This window comes from Sulfitobacter sp. 15WGC, assembly GCF_005068605.1.
Classification (GTDB): Bacteria; Pseudomonadota; Alphaproteobacteria; order Rhodobacterales; family Rhodobacteraceae; genus Sulfitobacter; species Sulfitobacter faviae.
In genome coordinates, this window is sequence record NZ_SZNL01000004.1 from 180,818 (window position 1) to 197,530 (window position 16,713).

General features: G+C 64.8%; 14 protein-coding genes. 12 read left to right on the forward strand and 2 right to left on the reverse strand.

What is annotated here, in order from left to right; all coding sequences use genetic code 11:
- Positions 1-7: 7 nt before the first annotated feature.
- Entirely contained in the window at positions 8-2,353 is a 2,346-nt protein-coding gene (locus FCK22_RS05155) for an aldehyde dehydrogenase family protein (RefSeq protein ID WP_067266717.1), read from the reverse strand.
- A 44-nt stretch (positions 2,354-2,397) separates the two neighbouring features.
- Complete coding sequence (gene deoC, locus FCK22_RS05160) at positions 2,398-3,411, reverse strand: deoxyribose-phosphate aldolase (protein ID WP_067266716.1); 1,014 nt, start codon at positions 3,409-3,411, stop codon at positions 2,398-2,400.
- Between the two features lie 177 nt (positions 3,412-3,588).
- Here deoC and FCK22_RS05165 point away from each other — a divergent pair, with 177 nt between their 5' ends.
- The 12 genes from FCK22_RS05165 (at position 3,589) to FCK22_RS05220 (ending at position 16,710) form a co-directional block, all read left to right on the forward strand.
- Positions 3,589-4,578 carry a zinc ABC transporter substrate-binding protein gene (locus tag FCK22_RS05165; protein ID WP_067266715.1) on the forward strand — a complete coding sequence of 330 codons (990 nt, stop codon included), beginning with the start codon at positions 3,589-3,591 and terminating at the stop codon, positions 4,576-4,578.
- Between the two features lie 3 nt (positions 4,579-4,581).
- Positions 4,582-5,376 (forward strand): metal ABC transporter ATP-binding protein, encoded by a 795-nt coding sequence (locus FCK22_RS05170; RefSeq protein WP_067266714.1) that lies wholly within the window; start codon positions 4,582-4,584, stop codon positions 5,374-5,376.
- Entirely contained in the window at positions 5,373-6,578 is a 1,206-nt protein-coding gene (locus FCK22_RS05175; RefSeq protein WP_067266713.1) for a metal ABC transporter permease, read from the forward strand. The genes FCK22_RS05170 and FCK22_RS05175 overlap by 4 nt, the downstream gene beginning before the upstream one ends.
- Positions 6,575-7,504, forward strand: coding sequence for a metal ABC transporter permease (locus FCK22_RS05180; protein WP_067266712.1), 930 nt, complete (start codon positions 6,575-6,577; stop codon positions 7,502-7,504). The genes FCK22_RS05175 and FCK22_RS05180 overlap by 4 nt, the downstream gene beginning before the upstream one ends.
- Positions 7,505-7,800: 296 nt before the next feature.
- Positions 7,801-9,690, forward strand: coding sequence for a DNA mismatch repair endonuclease MutL (gene mutL / locus FCK22_RS05185; protein WP_136720265.1), 1,890 nt, complete (start codon positions 7,801-7,803; stop codon positions 9,688-9,690).
- On the forward strand, positions 9,687-10,931 hold the full coding sequence (rmuC, locus tag FCK22_RS05190) for a DNA recombination protein RmuC (RefSeq protein WP_067267779.1): 1,245 nt from the start codon (positions 9,687-9,689) through the stop codon (positions 10,929-10,931). The genes mutL and rmuC overlap by 4 nt, the downstream gene beginning before the upstream one ends.
- Positions 10,932-11,945 carry a pyridoxal-phosphate dependent enzyme gene (locus FCK22_RS05195; RefSeq protein ID WP_082852155.1) on the forward strand — a complete coding sequence of 338 codons (1,014 nt, stop codon included), beginning with the start codon at positions 10,932-10,934 and terminating at the stop codon, positions 11,943-11,945.
- Positions 11,946-12,082: 137 nt separating this feature from the next.
- Positions 12,083-13,402 (forward strand): FAD-dependent oxidoreductase, encoded by a 1,320-nt coding sequence (locus tag FCK22_RS05200; protein WP_067267777.1) that lies wholly within the window; start codon positions 12,083-12,085, stop codon positions 13,400-13,402.
- Complete coding sequence (locus FCK22_RS05205; RefSeq protein WP_067267775.1) at positions 13,399-14,187, forward strand: DUF1365 domain-containing protein; 789 nt, start codon at positions 13,399-13,401, stop codon at positions 14,185-14,187. Before FCK22_RS05200 ends, FCK22_RS05205 begins: the two co-directional genes overlap by 4 nt.
- A complete protein-coding gene (locus FCK22_RS05210; RefSeq protein WP_067267773.1) occupies positions 14,184-15,419 on the forward strand; it encodes an MFS transporter in 1,236 nt (411 codons plus the stop codon). The genes FCK22_RS05205 and FCK22_RS05210 overlap by 4 nt, the downstream gene beginning before the upstream one ends.
- Complete coding sequence (locus tag FCK22_RS05215) at positions 15,416-15,982, forward strand: DUF3833 family protein (protein ID WP_067267771.1); 567 nt, start codon at positions 15,416-15,418, stop codon at positions 15,980-15,982. Before FCK22_RS05210 ends, FCK22_RS05215 begins: the two co-directional genes overlap by 4 nt.
- Positions 15,979-16,710 (forward strand): SDR family NAD(P)-dependent oxidoreductase, encoded by a 732-nt coding sequence (locus tag FCK22_RS05220; RefSeq protein ID WP_067267769.1) that lies wholly within the window; start codon positions 15,979-15,981, stop codon positions 16,708-16,710. Before FCK22_RS05215 ends, FCK22_RS05220 begins: the two co-directional genes overlap by 4 nt.
- Positions 16,711-16,713: the final 3 nt, after the last annotated feature.

Sequence of the window (16,713 nt, forward strand, 5' to 3'; positions counted from 1 at the left end):
GTGGGCGTTATTCGCCGTAGGGCACCCAGATATTCTTGACCTCGGTCGCGGCCTGCAGGAAGTCGCGCCCCGCGCCCTCGGCCCCGAACCAATCCCGCGCCATGCCGTGGTTGACCCAGCTGCGTTTGATGTTGCTCGCGGCCCCTTTCTCCACAATGCCGGAAAGCGCCGCGGCGCCGAAGGACCAGACCGCATCCACATCCATATGACGCGCCATCGCCTCGGCCAAATCCGCCTGCGGGCCGGTCAGGATATTCACCACGCCCGCGGGCACGTCCGATGTCTCAAGCACCTGAACGAAGTCCGTCGCCGCCAGCGGGAAGGGGTCGGAAGCTGAAAGGATCACCCGGTTGCCCATGGCGATGGCGGGGGCCATGCAAGAGATCAGCCCCAGCAAAGGCGCCTCGGCAGGGCAAAGCGCGCCGATCACACCCACGGGTTCCTTCATCGCCAGCGCCACGCCACGGATCGGCACCCCGTGCACCTGACCATCGTATTTGTCGGCCCAAGCGGCATAGGTGAAAAGCCGGTCAATGGCCGCATCGACCTCCCGACGGCCCGTCTTCGTACCCTGCATCGCATCCAGACGTGCGGCGAATTCATCGCCGCGTGCGGAAAGGTTCTCGGCAATGTAGTACAGGATCTGCGCCCGCAGATGGCCGGTGGTTTTCGACCAGCCCTTCGCCGCATGCGCCGCCTCGACAGCATTGCGCAGGTCCTTGCGGTTGGCGAGGCTCACATGCCCCAACAGCCCGCCCGACTTGCCCCAAACCGGCGCCGAATAGCCGCCATCGGGCCGCGCCTGTTTGCCACCAATATAAAGCTTCGCGGTCCGGTCGATCCCATCCTCCGGCGCACCCTCACCTGAGAAGGCTTCGATCTCCTTCAAAGGCTTCCGCGCCGTCTTGGGCTTGGTATAGCCCGCCAGACCTTCCCAACCGCCCTCGCGGCCAAAGCCGCTTTCGCGCTTGCCGCCGAACCCGGCTGCGGCATCCATCATATTGGTGCCGTTGACCCAGACGATCCCGGTCTCAAGCTTTGGCGCGATGTCGAGGGCGAGGTTCACATTCTCGGTCCAAACCGTCGCCGCCAGACCGTAGCGCGTGTTATTGGCCAGCTGCACCGCCTCGCTGGGCGTGCGGAAGGTGGTGGAGACCAGCACAGGCCCGAAAATCTCTTCCTGCATCAGCCGATCCGCCGGGTTCAGCCCGGTGATCAGGGTGGGCGGATAGAAACAGCCGTTCTCCGGCATCGCCCCCGGTGCCACGAAACGCTCACCGGCGGTATTGGCCTCGACCATCTCGCTCACGCGCTTGTATTGCACCGGGTCGACCAGCGCGCCCACGTCAATGCTCTTGTCCAAGGGATCGCCGACGCGCAGCTTCTCCATCCGCGCGCGCAGCTTGGCATAAAACCGATCCGCGACCGGCTCATGCACCAGCAAGCGCGACCCGGCACAGCAGACCTGCCCCTGATTGAACCAGATCGCATCAACCAGCCCTTCGACGGCGCTATCCAGATCGGCATCGTCGAAAACGATGTAAGGCGATTTGCCACCCAACTCCAAGGTCAGCGCCTTGCCGGACCCCGCCGTCGCCTCGCGAATGCGGCGGCCAACGGCGGTGGAACCGGTAAAGGCGATCTTGTCGATATCCTCATGTCCGACGATCATCTCGCCTACGGTGCCATCGCCCGTCACGATATTGACCACACCCTTGGGCAGCCCGGCCTGGCGGCAGATATCGGCAAACAAAAGCGCGGTGAGCGAAGTGTATTCCGCAGGTTTCAATACCACGGTATTGCCCATCGCCAGCGCGGGCGCGATCTTCCACGCCAGCATCAGGAGGGGGAAGTTCCACGGGATGATCTGCCCGCAAACCCCAAGCGCCTGCGCATCGGGCAGTTCGCTCTCCATCAACTGCGCCATGCCCGCGTGATAATAGAAATGCCGCTGCGCCAAGGGCACGTCGATATCGCGCGCCTCACGAATGGGCTTGCCGTTGTCCAAGACCTCCAAAACCGCAAACAACCGCGCGTGTTTCTGCAGCAGGCGCGCCAGCGCATAGATACGCCGCGCCCGGCCATGGCCGCCCAGCTTCTCCCACTTGGGCTGCGCCTTGCGCGCCGCCTTCACGGCGGCATCCACATCGCCCTGCGACGCCTGCGTGAGACTGGCCAAGACCTCACCCGTCGCCGGGTTCGTGCTGTCAAACCCCGCCCCCGGCGCGGTGAAGGCGCCATCGATGAAATGGCCAAACCGCCCGCCCTGATCGACGATCCACGCCAGCGCATCTGCCGCCGATTCCGGGGCTGGCCCGTATTCCATGCTTTCGAATATGTCGGACACGCTCATGCCTTCATCCTTTTCCAAATACCTTCCCGCAGCCTGCAACGGGCTCAGGCGGTCGCGTGGCGGTAAGCCGCCGAATAATTGCCGGTCACATGATGCTCCAACTGCCGCTCGATATCGCCCAAGAGCGAGGACGCCCCAAAGCGGAACAGGTCAGGCTGCAACCAACGGTCGCCCAACTCTTCCTTCATCAGCGCCAGATAGGTGATCGCATCCTTGGCCTTCGAGATGCCGCCCGCGGGCTTGTAGCCCACGCGCACGCCGGTGCGCGCGTAATACTCGCGGATCGCGCGGATCATGACGAGGCTCACGGGCAGGGTGGCGTTCACGCTTTCCTTGCCGGTCGAGGTCTTGATGAAATCGGCCCCGGCCATCATGCAAACCAGCGACGCGCGGGCCACATTGCGCAGCGATCCCAATTCGCCGGTGGCGAGGATCGCCTTCACATGGGCCTCGCCGCAGGCTTCGCGAAAGGCGCGCATTTCATCGTAAAGCGCCTGCCAGTCGCCCGAGAGCACGTGACGGCGCGAGATCACGATGTCGATCTCACTCGCACCGGCCTCAACACTCATCTCGATCTCGCGAATGCGCAGTTCCAAGGGCGACAGCCCTGCCGGGAACCCGGTTGAGACGGCGGCGATGGGAATGTTCGTCCCCTCCAGCGCGCGCCGCGCGGCGGGGATCATCTCGTGATAGACGCAGACCGCGCCGGTGGTGATCGGCGCCATGCCAAGCGCGTTGAGCAGATCGGGCGCAATCGGTTGCCGCGCCTTGGCGCAAAGCCGCTCGACCCGGCGCGCGGTATCGTCGCCCGAAAGGGTCGTCAGGTCGATACAGGTCACCGCGCGCAGCAGCCACGCGGCTTGGTGGTCCTTTTTCAGCGAACGGCGGGCGGGCAGGGCGGCGGCGCGGCGTTCGATCGCCGAGGTGTTCGCCTGCACCGAGCGCAGCCAATCCATATCAAGCGGCATCGGTTCGACGCGGGGTTCGGTGACCTGGGGCAGATGGCCCGGCGCGTCGGTCTCTGTCTCACGGTGCTGCGGGGTCGTCTGGGTGGCCATCGGGGTCTCTCCGGTTTGGTCAGGCGCGCAAAATGGCATGGTGCAGGGGCCAAAGCAAGCGACGCTAACCTCGCGTCACCGGCCGAATGCCTGGAAAACAGGCGAAATGTGGAAATTGTTAATGAGAACGATTCTCAACTGTTGACTTAATTGAGAATCGTTCTCACTAATACCCCCATGACACATGCATCTGATCCCTTTCGCCCGTCCCGCCGCACCGCTTTGATCGGCAGCCTGAGCGCATTTGCCCTGCTCGGGGCCGCGCCCGCTGCCTTTGCCGCGCCAAAGCTCAACGTCGTTGCGACCACCGGCATGATCGCTGACGCCGCCCGGCGGATCGGTGGCGATCTGGTCGAGGTCCGCTCGCTCATGGGGTCGGGCGTCGATCCGCACAGCTACCGCCAGACGCGCAGCGACATCGTGGCGCTGACCCGGGCCGATCTCGTGCTCTGGCACGGCCTTTACCTTGAAGCGCAGATGGAGCGGTTCTTTGAGGATCTGGGCCGCAAACGCGCCGTGATCGCCGTGGCCGAAGCCCTGCCCAAGGAGGGGCTGCTTAGCCACCCGGATTACGAGGGCCGCTATGACCCGCATGTCTGGATGGACCCCAACACATGGACCGCCGTGGTGGATGAGGTGACCCGCGCGCTGAGTGAAGCACATCCGGCGGGGGCCGAGACCTTTGCCACGAATGCCAAGACCTACCGCGCGGAACTGGACCAACTCGCCGCCTATGCCGCCGAGACCGTGGCGCAGGTGCCCGAAGGCCAGCGCGTCTTGGTCACGGCGCACGATGCTTTCAGCTACTTCGGGCGCGCCTTTGGCTTCGAAGTGATCGGCATTCAAGGCATCTCGACCAACAGCGAGGCGGGGCTCAACCGCATCTCTTCGCTGGTTGATGAGCTTGTTGAACGCGAGATCGGCGCGGTTTTCGTCGAAACTTCGGTGTCCGACCGTAACATGCGCGCACTGGTCGAGGGGGCTGCGGCGCGCGGTCATGAGGTCGTGATCGGCGGGTCGCTCTATAGTGACGCCATGGGGGAACCGGGCAGCTATGAGGGCACTTATATCGGTATGATCGATCACAACGTCACCACCATCGCCCGCGCGCTCGGCGCGCCGGTCGATGCGGGCGGGATGAGCGGCAAGCTGGCACAGGGAAGCTGATCCATGACACTCGAACTCGCCAGCACGCGTGACACCGCGCCGACCGCCCGCGCCGACAGCCCGCTCGCCCTGCGCGGGATGACCGTTTCCTACGGGCAGAAGCCTGCGGTCTTTTCGGTGGATATGACCGTCGCGCCGGGCAAGATGACGGCGATCATCGGGCCGAACGGGGCGGGGAAATCGACGCTGCTCAAGGCCGCTTTGGGCATCCTTACCCCGCTGGCGGGCACCGCCACCGTCTATGGCAAGCCGGTGGCCGAACAGCGCCACCGCATCGCCTATGTGCCGCAGCGCGCGAGCGTGGATTGGGACTTCCCGACCCGCGTGATCGACGTGGTGTTGATGGGGCTTTACCCGCAACTGGGCCTTTTGGGCCGCATCCGCCCCGTGCACCGCGCCCGCGCCGCCGATTGTCTGGCCCGCGTCGGGATGGAGGATTTCGCCACCCGCCAGATCGGCCAACTCTCGGGCGGCCAGCAGCAGCGGGTTTTCCTTGCGCGGGCCTTGGCGCAGGATGCAGACCTTTACCTGCTCGACGAACCCTTTGCCGGGGTCGATGCGGCGACGGAAAAGGCGATCATCGCGGTGCTGAAATCGCTGCGGGATGCGGGCAAGACGGTCGTCGCCGTGCATCATGATCTGTCCACGGTGCCTGAGTATTTCGACAATGTCTTCCTGATCAACACCCACCGCGTGGCCGAGGGCAGCGTCGCGGAGGTTTTCAAGTCCAACCACCTGCAAGACGCCTATGGCGGGCGTTTGGCGGGCGCGCAGATGGATGCCTTGCAACTGTCATGATCTGGGACGCGCTGACACTGCAACTGGGCTATAATGCCACGCTGGTGACGCTGGGGGCCACGCTTTTGGGCATGGCGGCAGGCGTTGGTGGCACCTTCTTGTTTCTGCGCAAACGGGCGTTGGTGAGCGATGCAATTTCGCATGCGACACTGCCCGGCGTGGCGCTGGCCTTCATGGTGATGGTCGCTTTGGGCGGCGATGGGCGCAACCTGATCGGCCTGCTATTGGGGGCCGCGCTGTCGGCGGGGGTGGGGCTGCTCTTGGTCTCATGGCTCAGCAACCGCACGCGATTGGCCGAGGATGCGGCGATTGGCTCGGTCCTGTCGGTTTTCTTTGGCCTTGGCATCGTGCTGCTCACGGTGATCCAGACCATGAGCGCGGGGCGTCAGGCGGGGCTAGAGGATTTCCTTTTGGGCTCCACCGCCGGGATGCTGCGCAGCGATGCGCTGATCATCGCCGTCGCGGCGGCGCTGACGCTGGCGCTGGTGCTGCTCTTGCGCCGCCCGCTGACGCTGGCCTCTTTCGATCCCGAATATGGCACCGCCATCGGGCAGAACGTGCCGCGCACGGATCTGGCGATGATGGGGCTGGTGCTGGCCGTGACGGTGGTTGGGCTCAAGATCGTGGGGCTGATCCTGATCGTGGCGCTGCTGATCATCCCGCCCGTCACCGCGCGTTTCTGGAGCGAGCGAACCGACCATGTGGTGCTGATCTCGGGCGCGCTCGGCGGCATCGCGGCCTATATCGGCGCGGCGCTGTCGGCGGCGCAGCCGAACCTGCCGACGGGGCCGATCATCGTTCTGGTGGGCTTCGCGCTCTTTGCGCTGTCGCTGCTGCTGGCACCGGGGCGCGGGGCGCTGTCGGCGCTACTGCGGCATCGGCGCTATCAGCGTCGGGTCCATCTGCGGCAGGGGCTCTTGGCCTTGGCCCATGGGCAGCCGATCTATGAACAACTCACCCTGCGCCTGCTGCGGGCCGAAGGCTATGCGCTGCCCGATGGGGTCGCCACCAAGGCGGGCCGGGGCCGCGCGGCCAAGGCGCTGCGCGATGAAACCCGCTGGCAACTGATCCGCCGCGATCCGGCTTACGAGGCGGCGGCCCAGCAATATGACGGTCTGACCCCCATCGAGACGGTGCTGACCGCCGACCAAATCCGCGAAATCGACAGCCGCATCGACATGCGCGGCGGGGTGATGGCATGAACGGTTCCGAATTCGTCCCCCTGTCCTTGGTGCCGATGCTGACGGGCATCTTCGTGGCGGTGGCCTGCGCCTTGCCGGGGAACTTCCTTGTGCTGCGCCGCCAAGCGTTGATCGGCGATGCAATCAGCCATGTGGTGCTGCCGGGGATCGTCGTGGCGTTCCTGCTGACCGGTGTGGTCAGCACTTGGCCGATGCTGTTGGGCGCGGCGGGGGCGGCACTGGTCGCCGTGCTGGCCATCGAAGGCGTGCGGCGTTTGGGCAAGATCGAATCCGGCGCGGCCATGGGCGTGGTCTTTACCGCGATGTTCGCGGGCGGCGTGCTGCTGCTGGAACAATCCGACACCAGCAATGTGCATCTCGATGTGGAACATGCGCTTTATGGCAATCTCGAAAGCCTGATCTGGCTGGATGCGACCGGCTGGGGGTCGCTGCTCGACCCCGAGGCGCTGGCGACCATCCCGGTGGAACTGCCGCGCATGGCGGTCACGTTTCTTTTCGTTGCACTTTTCACGGCGGTGTTCTGGCGACCGCTCAAGATCAGCACCTTCGACGAAGGCTTTGCCCGCACCATCGGGATGAAGACCGGGCCATTGGGCCTTGGGCTGGTGATCGTTGCTGCCATTGCCGCCGTGGCCGCCTTTGACGCGGTGGGCAGCATCATCGTGATCGCCATGTTCATCTGCCCGCCCGCTGCGGCGCGGATGATGACCAATCGGCTGGAACACCAGATCGCATGGTCGGTGGGTTTTGCCACCGTGGCCGCGATTTTGGGCTATGTCTTGGCAGGTTACGGGCCGCTGTGGATCGGGCTGCGGGATTCGGTCTCGGCGGCGGGGATGATCGCGACCGTCTCAGGGCTGATCCTTGGCGCCGCGGCAGTGATGGGGCCGCATCGGCATAGAGGTGCCGCCGCGCCCACCGCTTAATCGAATCGCAACGATTCGTTTTATCGGCGACTGATTCGCTTTTGCTTTGACCTGTGATTCGTCCTGCGTCTATACAAGTGGCAAGCTCCGCCGGAGACGAGTTGTACCCGGGTCGCCCGCCGCTCTGATAAGACCGGAATAACAAAAGCACCAGTGCGCCGAGTAGCCGACCCAGCAGCGGATCGCCCCACCTTTGGCGGCGGTCCGCTGACTTTGCCCAGAACCTCTGATACCCGGCCCTCATAGACGCATTCACATCTGGCAGAATCAAAAGCCGCCATGCTAGGTCTTGCGGTATGCCCAGCCCGACCCCCAATATAAGCGAAGTTCGCCCCGTCATCCGTCAATTGGACGATTCCGCGATCAACCGCATCGCCGCGGGCGAGGTGGTCGAACGGCCCGCCTCGGCGGTCAAGGAATTGGTCGAGAACGCCATCGACGCGGGCGCGCGGCGCATCACCGTGGAATATGCAGATGGCGGCAAGACGATGATCCGCGTGACGGATGATGGCTGCGGCATCGCGCCCGAAGATTTGCCGCTGGCCCTGTCGCGTCATGCGACCTCCAAAATCGACGGCTCTGACCTGCTGGATATCCACACCTTCGGCTTTCGCGGCGAGGCGCTGCCGTCGCTCGGTGCTGTCGGGCGGCTCACAATAACCAGCCGCGCGGCCGGGTTCGACGGGGCCGAGATCACCGTCGACGGGGGCCGCATGGGCGAGGTGCGCCCGGCGGCGTTGAACGGCGGCACCATCGTCACCCTGCGCGATCTGTTCTTCGCCACGCCCGCACGGCTCAAATTCCTGCGCACCGACCGGGCCGAGGCGCAGGCGATCGGCGATGTCATCAAACGGCTCGCCATGGCCGAGCCTTTCGTGCGTTTCGTGCTGCGCGATGTCTCGGGTGACGGTAAGGGCCGCGATGTGTTCCGCGCCGAGGCCGAGCAGGGCGATCTTTTCGATGCACTGCATGGCCGTCTGGCGCAGGTGCTGGGCCGGGAGTTTGCCGAGAATGCCCTGCCCATTAACGCCATGCGCGAGGGGCTGCATCTGACCGGTTTCGCTGCTCTGCCGACCTATTCGCGCGGCTCTGCCGTGGCGCAATATCTCTTCGTGAATGGCCGCCCGGTGCGGGACAAGCTGCTGACGGGCGCGCTGCGCGGCGCCTATTTCGATTTCCTCAGCCGCGACCGTCACCCCGCGGCGGCGCTTTTCGTGGAATGCCCGCCGACGCTGGTCGATGTGAACGTGCATCCCGCGAAATCCGAAGTGCGCTTTCGCGATCCGGGGTTGGCGCGGGGGCTGATCGTCTCGGCCCTCCGCCACGCGCTGGCCGAGGCCGGACACCGTGCCTCGACCACCGTGGCGCAGGCGACCCTGGGCGCGATGCAGCCCGAGCCGCAGGGCGCGCGGGTCTACCAGATGGACCGCGCGGGCAGGGACCGCCCCAGCCCCGCCGCACGAGAGGCCGCCTATCAGGCGCAGGCCCCCGGTTTTGCCGAGACCGCAGGCGTTTGGGGCCGGGTGGAGGGCACGCCGCTGCCCGAGACCCCCGCGTCGAGCCACGCCGCCGCCCCCGAAGCGGAAGAGGCCGCGCCCGCCCCCGATTACCCGCTTGGCACCGCGCGGGGGCAGGTGCACGAAAATTACATCATCGCCCAGACCGCCAATGGCATGGTCATCGTCGATCAGCACGCGGCGCATGAGCGGCTGGTCTATGAGAAACTCAAGCGCCAGATGAACGAGAACGGCGTCGCGGCCCAAGCGCTGCTGATCCCCGAAATCGTCGAACTGTCCGCCAATGACTGCGCGCGCCTGCTGGAACTGGCGGAGGAGCTTGCGCAACTCGGCCTTGGCATCGAAGCCTTCGGCGGCAGCGCCATCGCGGTGCGCGAGACGCCTGCGATCCTCGGCACCGTGAACGCCCGTGCGCTGATCCTCGACGTGCTTGATGAATTGGCCGAGGGCGAGAGCAGCAACATCGTTCAGGCCAAGATCGAAGCGATCCTGAGCCGGGTCGCTTGTCATGGCTCGATCCGCTCGGGCCGCTGGATGCGCGCCGAAGAGATGAACGCGCTCTTGCGCGAGATGGAGGCGACGCCGCATTCGGGCCAGTGCAACCACGGGCGGCCCACCTATGTTGAACTCAAACTCGCCGACATCGAACGGCTGTTCGGGCGCACTTGATGGAGCTTGCCGGCACGACCCTGACCCTTTCCGACCCTGTGACGCTCTTGGCCTTTGCGGGCGCGGGGCTGCTGTTGCTCATCGTCATCCTGCTGATCATGGCGGTCCGCGCCGCGGGCCGTTCGGCGCGTGTGGCCGCCCCCTTGGCGCAGCAGATGCGCGTGCTTGGCGGCCATGTGCAGCAGTTGGGGCAGGGGCAGGAGCAGCTGCGCGGCGGGCTGCAAATGGTCTCGGACACGCAAAGCAATACCCAAGCGCAGATGATGCAGACGATGGAAGCGCGGCTGGCCTATGTGCAGCAGCAGATGCAGGACCGTCTGGCCGACAACGCCGCCCGCTCGGCCCGTTCGCTGGCCGAGATGCAGCAGCGCATGACCGAGACGCTGCACGGCTCGTCCAAACGCACCACCTCCAGCCTTGCGCAGTTGCAGGAGCGGCTCGCCTCCATCGACAAGGCGCAGGACAATATCACCAAACTGTCGGGCGACGTGCTGTCGCTGCAAGACATCCTGAGCAACAAGCAAACGCGCGGTTCCTTTGGTGAAATCCAGTTGCGGGATATCGTGTCGAAAGCGCTGCCCTCGGACAGCTATTCGCTGCAAGCCACGCTCAGCAACGGCAAGCGGCCCGATTGCCTGATCCATCTCCCCAATCCTCCGGGCCCGATCGTGATCGACAGTAAATTCCCGCTGGAGGCCTATGAGGCCCTGCGCCGCGCCAAGACCGAAGCCGAGACCCGCGCCGCCGCCCAACAGATGAAGACCGCCGTGCGGGTGCACCTCAATGCCATCGCCGACAAATATATTCTGGAGGGGGAGACGGCGGAAGGCGCCTTGATGTTCCTGCCCTCCGAGGCGGTCTATGCCGAGTTGCACGCGAATTTTTCCGAACTCGTGCGCGAAGGCTTTGAGAAACGCGTCTGGATCGTCAGCCCGACCACCTGCATGGCCACGCTCAATACCATGCGCGCGATCCTGAAGGACGCGCGGATGCGCGAACAGGCAGGCGCGATCCGCAAGGAGTTGGGCAATCTGAACAAGGATGTCGAGCGTCTGGCGATGCGTGTCGGCAACCTCGACCGGCATTTCACCCAAGCGCGGCGGGACGTGGAAGAAATCAAAGTCAGCAGCGAAAAAGCCGCCAAACGCGCGGGGCGCTTGCATAATTTCGACTTCGAAGAACTGGCAGAAGCCAAAACCGAGGCTATTGTTCCCCTAAGGACACCCGAAGGGAACGGCTGAATGAACGACGTGGACATTACCGGAATGACGCTGGAGGCGATGCAGACGCGGGCCGCCGCGTTGCGCAGCGATATCTTGCAAACACCGGTGGTGACGCTGTCTTCTCCCATGGTCGACGAGGTGCTGGGCGGCGCGCGGGTCGCGCTCAAGCTGGAGTGTTTTCAGCATACCGGCACCTTCAAGGCCCGCGGCGCGCTGTCGGTGGCGCGACAGCTTGACGATGACACCCGCGGGCGCGGGATCACCGCGGCCAGCGCGGGCAACCACGCCATCGCCGCAGGCTGGGCTGCGGCCAAGCTTGGCATCAGCGCCAAGGTGGTGATGCAGGACAACGCCAACCCTTTTCGCGTCGCCCTCGCCCGTGCCACCGGGGCCGAGGTCATCCTGAAACCCGCCGGGCAAGAGACCTTTGCCGAGGCCGAGCGACTGGTGCGCGAAGAGGGGCGGTTCTTTATCCATCCTTTCGAGGGGTTGCACACCTCGCTCGGCACCGCCGGGGTGGGGCTGGAACTGATGGCGCAGGTGGCGGATTTGGACGCGGTCGTCGTCTCTGTCGGCGGTGGCGGGTTGATCAGCGGTGTCGCCGCCGCGGTCAAGGCGGTCAACCCCGCTTGTCGGGTCTATGGCGTGGAGCCCGAGGGCGCCGACAGCATGTCGCAAAGCCTCGCCTCCGGCGCGCCGGTGACCATCCCTCAGGTTAACACAATCGCCGACAGCCTTGGGCCGCCGATGGCGCTGCCTTTCGGCCATGCGCTCTGCGCGGTCTATGTCGATGATGTGGTCACGGTCAGCGACGATGCGATCTGCGCCGGGATGGTGGTGCTGCAACAGGCGGCGAAACTGGCGGTGGAACCTGCCGCCGGGGCCGCGATGGCGGGCGCGCTCGGCCCCCTGCGCGGGCAATTGGCCGGGCGGCGCGTCGGCGTGATCGTCTGCGGGGCCAATATCGACACCGACAGCTATTTGGGCCAGCTCAGCCGCGGGCAAGCGGCGCTCGACAGCCTGCTGTCCTAGTGCCCTCCAAGGGGCTTTGCACGCGGTCGCGGTGCTGCGTGCATTCTTCCAAGAAAATCTATCGGGCGCTGCAACTTTAACTCCCCTTTACCCGTGGGTGCCCCATATCCAAAGTTCCGGACTAAAGCAGGACGCCTATGCCTTTTGAAGCTCTGAACGACAGTACCCTCCCTCAACAGCCGCTTGGGCGGCGTGTTGCCGTGATCGGCGGCGGGATTTCCGGCATGGGGGCAGCGCATATGCTGGCATCTGCGGACCGCGTCACCCTCTATGAGGCGGGGGCCAAGATCGGCGGCCATGCGCGGACGGTGATCGCGGGCAAGAATGGCGATCAGCCGGTCGATACCGGGTTCATCGTGTTCAACTATGCCAACTACCCGCATCTTGCGGCGCTCTTTGCGGAGTTGGACGTGCCGGTCGTGCCCTCGAACATGAGCTTTGGCGCGTCGATTGATGGCGGGCGGCTGGAATATGCACTGACCAATTTCAACGCGATCTTCGCCCAGAAACGCAATATGTTCAGCCCGCCTTTCCTGCGGATGCTGAGGGACATTCTGCATTTCAACAAGAACGCGCTGGCCGTGTCGCGCGACCCGTCGATGACCATCGCAGAGTTTCTCGACCAGCTGGGCACCGGGCCATATTTCCGCGACTTCTACCTGTCGCCCCTGTCGGGCGCGATCTGGTCCACGCCGGCGGAAAGGATCATGGATTTCCCCGCCCATGCCATGGTCAATTTCTTCGAGAACCACGCGCTGTTGAACTATTCCGGCCAGCATCAGTGGTACACGGTCAAAGGCGGCTCGCGCCAATATGTCGACCGGTTGGAGAGTGCGCTGCGCGCCAAAGGTGTCGACCTGCGCACCGACAGCCCCGTGCAGGCGGTGCGCCGCACGGCGCAGGGGGCCGAGGTCCGCGCCTATGGCGGGGAGTGGGAGGCCTTCGACGAGGTGATTTTTGCCGCCCATTCCGACGACACGCTGGCGATGCTTTCCGATCCGACGGAGGCCGAGCAGCGCGCCCTCGGCGCCATCCGCTACCAGCCCAATGACATCGTGCTGCACGCTGATGCCAATATCATGCCCAAGCGGCGCTCCACTTGGGCGTCATGGGTCTATACCGAGGATCGTGAGCAGAAGTCCGACCGGATCGACCTGACCTACTGGATGAACTCGCTGCAACCGATCCCGCAGGACGATCCGCATTTTGTCACGCTCAACACCAAACGCACCATCCGCGAGGAGTTGATCTATGACCAAGTGACCCTGCGCCACCCGGTCTATGACCTTGCCGCCTTGGCCGCGCAGGACGAGGTGCGCGCCTTTAACGGCAGCCATAACACATGGTTCTGCGGGGCGTGGCTGCGCAATGGTTTCCACGAAGACGGGCTGGCCAGCGCGGTGGATGTGGTCGAGCGGATGCAAGCCGCGCGGGTGGCGCCTTTGGCGGCGGAGTGACGGCGCAGGTCGATCATATCCGCGGCCAGACCTTCCATGGCCGCAAGGGCGCGGTCGAGAACCGTTTCCGCTATTCGGTCGACTATGTGATCTGCGACGCCGAGGCCGAGGCGTTAAGGACGCCCGCGCTTTTCGCCCGCAATGGTGCGAATGTGACCAGCCTGCACGACAGCGACCACGGCGGCGCGCCGGGGCAGGGGCGCGGCGCCCCTTGGGTACGCGAGGTTTTGGCGGCGCATGACATCTCCGGGGTCGCGCGGATCGAACTTTTGGCGCAGCCGAGGGTGCTGGGCCATGTCTTTAACCCGGTCAGCTTTTGGCTCTGCCGTCGGGCGGATGATGCGCTGATTGCCGTGATTGCCGAGGTCACGAATACCTATGGTGACCGGCATTCCTATCTCTGCCACCACCCCGATCTGCGCCCCATCGCGCCCGAGGATCGCTTGCGGGCCGCGAAGCTCATGCATGTCTCGCCCTTTCAGGACATCTCGGGCGGCTATGTCTTTCGCTTTGACATCAGCGCTGAGCGGATCGGCATCTGGATCGATTTCTCGGATGGGGGGAACGGGTTGATCGCCACCTTGACCGGGCCGCGTGCGCCGCTGACGAATGGCCGTATCCTCTGGTCGCTGCTGCGCCGCCCCTTTGGGGCGCGGCGGGTGCTGGCGTTGATCCACTGGCAGGCGCTGAAGCTCTGCCTCAAGGGGGCCGGGTTCCGCAACCGCCCCGAGGCACCGCAGGTCGAGGTTTCCCGTGATGCGGCCCATGGCGCGGGCGGGCGATGAGGGCGCGCGCGGCCCGGCTGCCCGCCTATGCGCTTTTCGCCGCATTGCTCGCCGCGGCGGGGCTGCCAATCTACATTCACGCGCCGAAGTTCTATGTCGATGAATACGGGGTATCGCTGACGGCGCTTGGTTCTGTGCTTTTTGGATTGCGGTTGTTGGACGTGGTGCAAGACCCCGCGCTCGGATGGCTGGCCCAAGCGCTGCGCCACAAACGCGGGCTGGCGGTGACGGGGGCGGGGGCGGTGATGGCGCTGGCGATGCTAGGGCTTTTCGCGGTGCCCGCGCCGATGGCGCCCGTGCTGTGGTTTGCCCTGATGCTGACGCTGGTCTTCTCGGCCTTCAGCTTTCTGACCATCTGTTTCTATGCCCAAGGGGTGGCCAAGGCCGACAGCCTGCCGGGGGCCGGGCATCTGACCCTCGCGCGCTGGCGCGAGACCGGGGCGCTTTTGGGCGTCTGTCTCGCCTCGGTCGCGCCCCTGCTGCTGGGCTTGGCGCTGGACCGGCCCTTTGCCGGTTTCGCGGTGGGCTTCGCGGTTCTAGCGCTCTGGGCCGTGGTCGCGATGCGCAAGGAGTGGCGGGCGGCAGAGCTGCCGGGCGCGAGCGGTTTCGGCACCGTCTTGCGCGACGGGCTGGCGCGGCGGCTGTTGCTGATCGCCTTGGTCAATGCCGCCCCGGTGGCCGTGACCTCGACCCTGTTTCTCTTCTATGTCGAACTGGCGCTTGAGGCACCGGGATGGGAGGGGCCGCTCTTGCTGCTGTTTTTCATCGCGGCGGCGGCGGCAGCACCGCTTTGGGGGATGCTGGCCGAACGCCACGGCCCGCGCCGGGTGCTCTTGGCGGCGATGGCCTTGGGCATCGCCGCTTTCGGCGGGGCGCTGTTTTTGGGTCCGGGGGATGTCGTGCTGTTCGCCTTGGTCTGTCTGGCTTCCGGCGCTGTCTTGGGGGCCGACCTGACCCTACTGCCTGCCATGTTCGCCAGCCGCATGGCGCAGATCTCTCCCTCGGCGGCCGAAGGCTTTGGCCTTTGGTCTTTCGTGTCCAAACTGACCTTGGCTTTCGCGGCGGCGGCCCTACTTCCCGCCTTAGAAGGCGCAGGGTTGCAGACCGCAACGGGAACCAGTTCCGATACATCCATCTCCCTGTTGATCTGGTTCTATGCCGGTGTACCTTGCGCCCTGAAATTGCTGGCGATCGCTCTTCTCGCCGGTGCAAAAGACGTGGAGACATCGTGACAGAGCCGCTGATCTTTATCGCTGTCGGGCTGGGCCTTGGTCTATTGCTCACCTTCCTGCGCCGCCGGTTGGGGGAGTTTCACGGGCAATCGCCCAGCGACTATGTGGATTCTTTCCCCGTCTTCGACCTGCGGTTGCATCTGCGCGATGAGATGATCTGCGAGGGCGTGATTTTCGGCCCCCTTGGTCGGGTCACCAGCAGTTTCACGGCCAAGTTCGACGTGTCTTGGGAGGGCGATGTCGCCACCGTGGCCGAGAGTTTTCGCTATAACGATGGCTCGCGTCAGCAGCGCGAGTGGACCGTGACACTGGGCGAGAATGGCCGTTTCACCAGCACCGCGCCGGATGTGATCGGGGTGGGGCAGGGCGTTCAGGCTGGTCCGACATTGCAGTTGCGCTATCGTATCCAACTGCCCGAGGAACTGGGCAGCCATGTGCTGAAAACCGTCGATTGGATGTATCTCACCCCCGATGGCACCATCGTCAATCGCAGCCAGTTTCGGAAGTTCGGGATCAAAGTAGCAGAATTGGTCGCCACCCTGCGACCGACGGAGGAAAGATGAAAGACTGGCAAGGCAAGACCTATTGGCTGGTGGGCGCGAGCGACGGGCTTGGCGCAGCATTGGCGCATCAGCTGAGCCGCACCGGGGCCGAGGTGATCCTCTCTGCCCGGTCCAAAGACAAGCTGACCGAACTCGCGCAGGCGCTGCCGGGGCGGGCACGGGTGCGGATCATGGATGTGACCGATGACGAAGACGTGGCGCAGGCGGCGAAGGATGTGGGGCCAATCGACGGGCTGGTCTATCTGGCGGGGGCCTATTGGCCCTTTGGCGCGCAGGATTGGGACGCGAAACATGGGGTGACCATGGCCGATGTGAACTTCACCGGCTTGATGCGCGTACTGGGGCAGGTGGTGCCGCAGATGGTGGCGCGGGATCACGGTCATATCGTCATCACCTCCAGCCTGACCGCCTATCGCGGGCTGCCCGGGTCAATCGGCTATACGGCCTCCAAGGCGGCGACGCTGTCGCTGGCGGAATGCATGCATGCCGATCTGCGCAAGACCGGCGTGCAGGTGCAGGCGATCAACCCGGGCTTTATCAAGACCCAGTTGACCGACAAGAACGATTTCAAAATGCCCTTTTTGATGGAGCCCGATGACGCCGCGCGCCGCGTCTTCGAGCATATGAACAGGGACAGTTTTAAACTGGACTTCCCTTACGGCTTCTCACTGCTGTTCCGTTTGGGGCGTTTCCTGCCGGATTGGCTGTACTACCGGTTCTTTTCCTGAAGG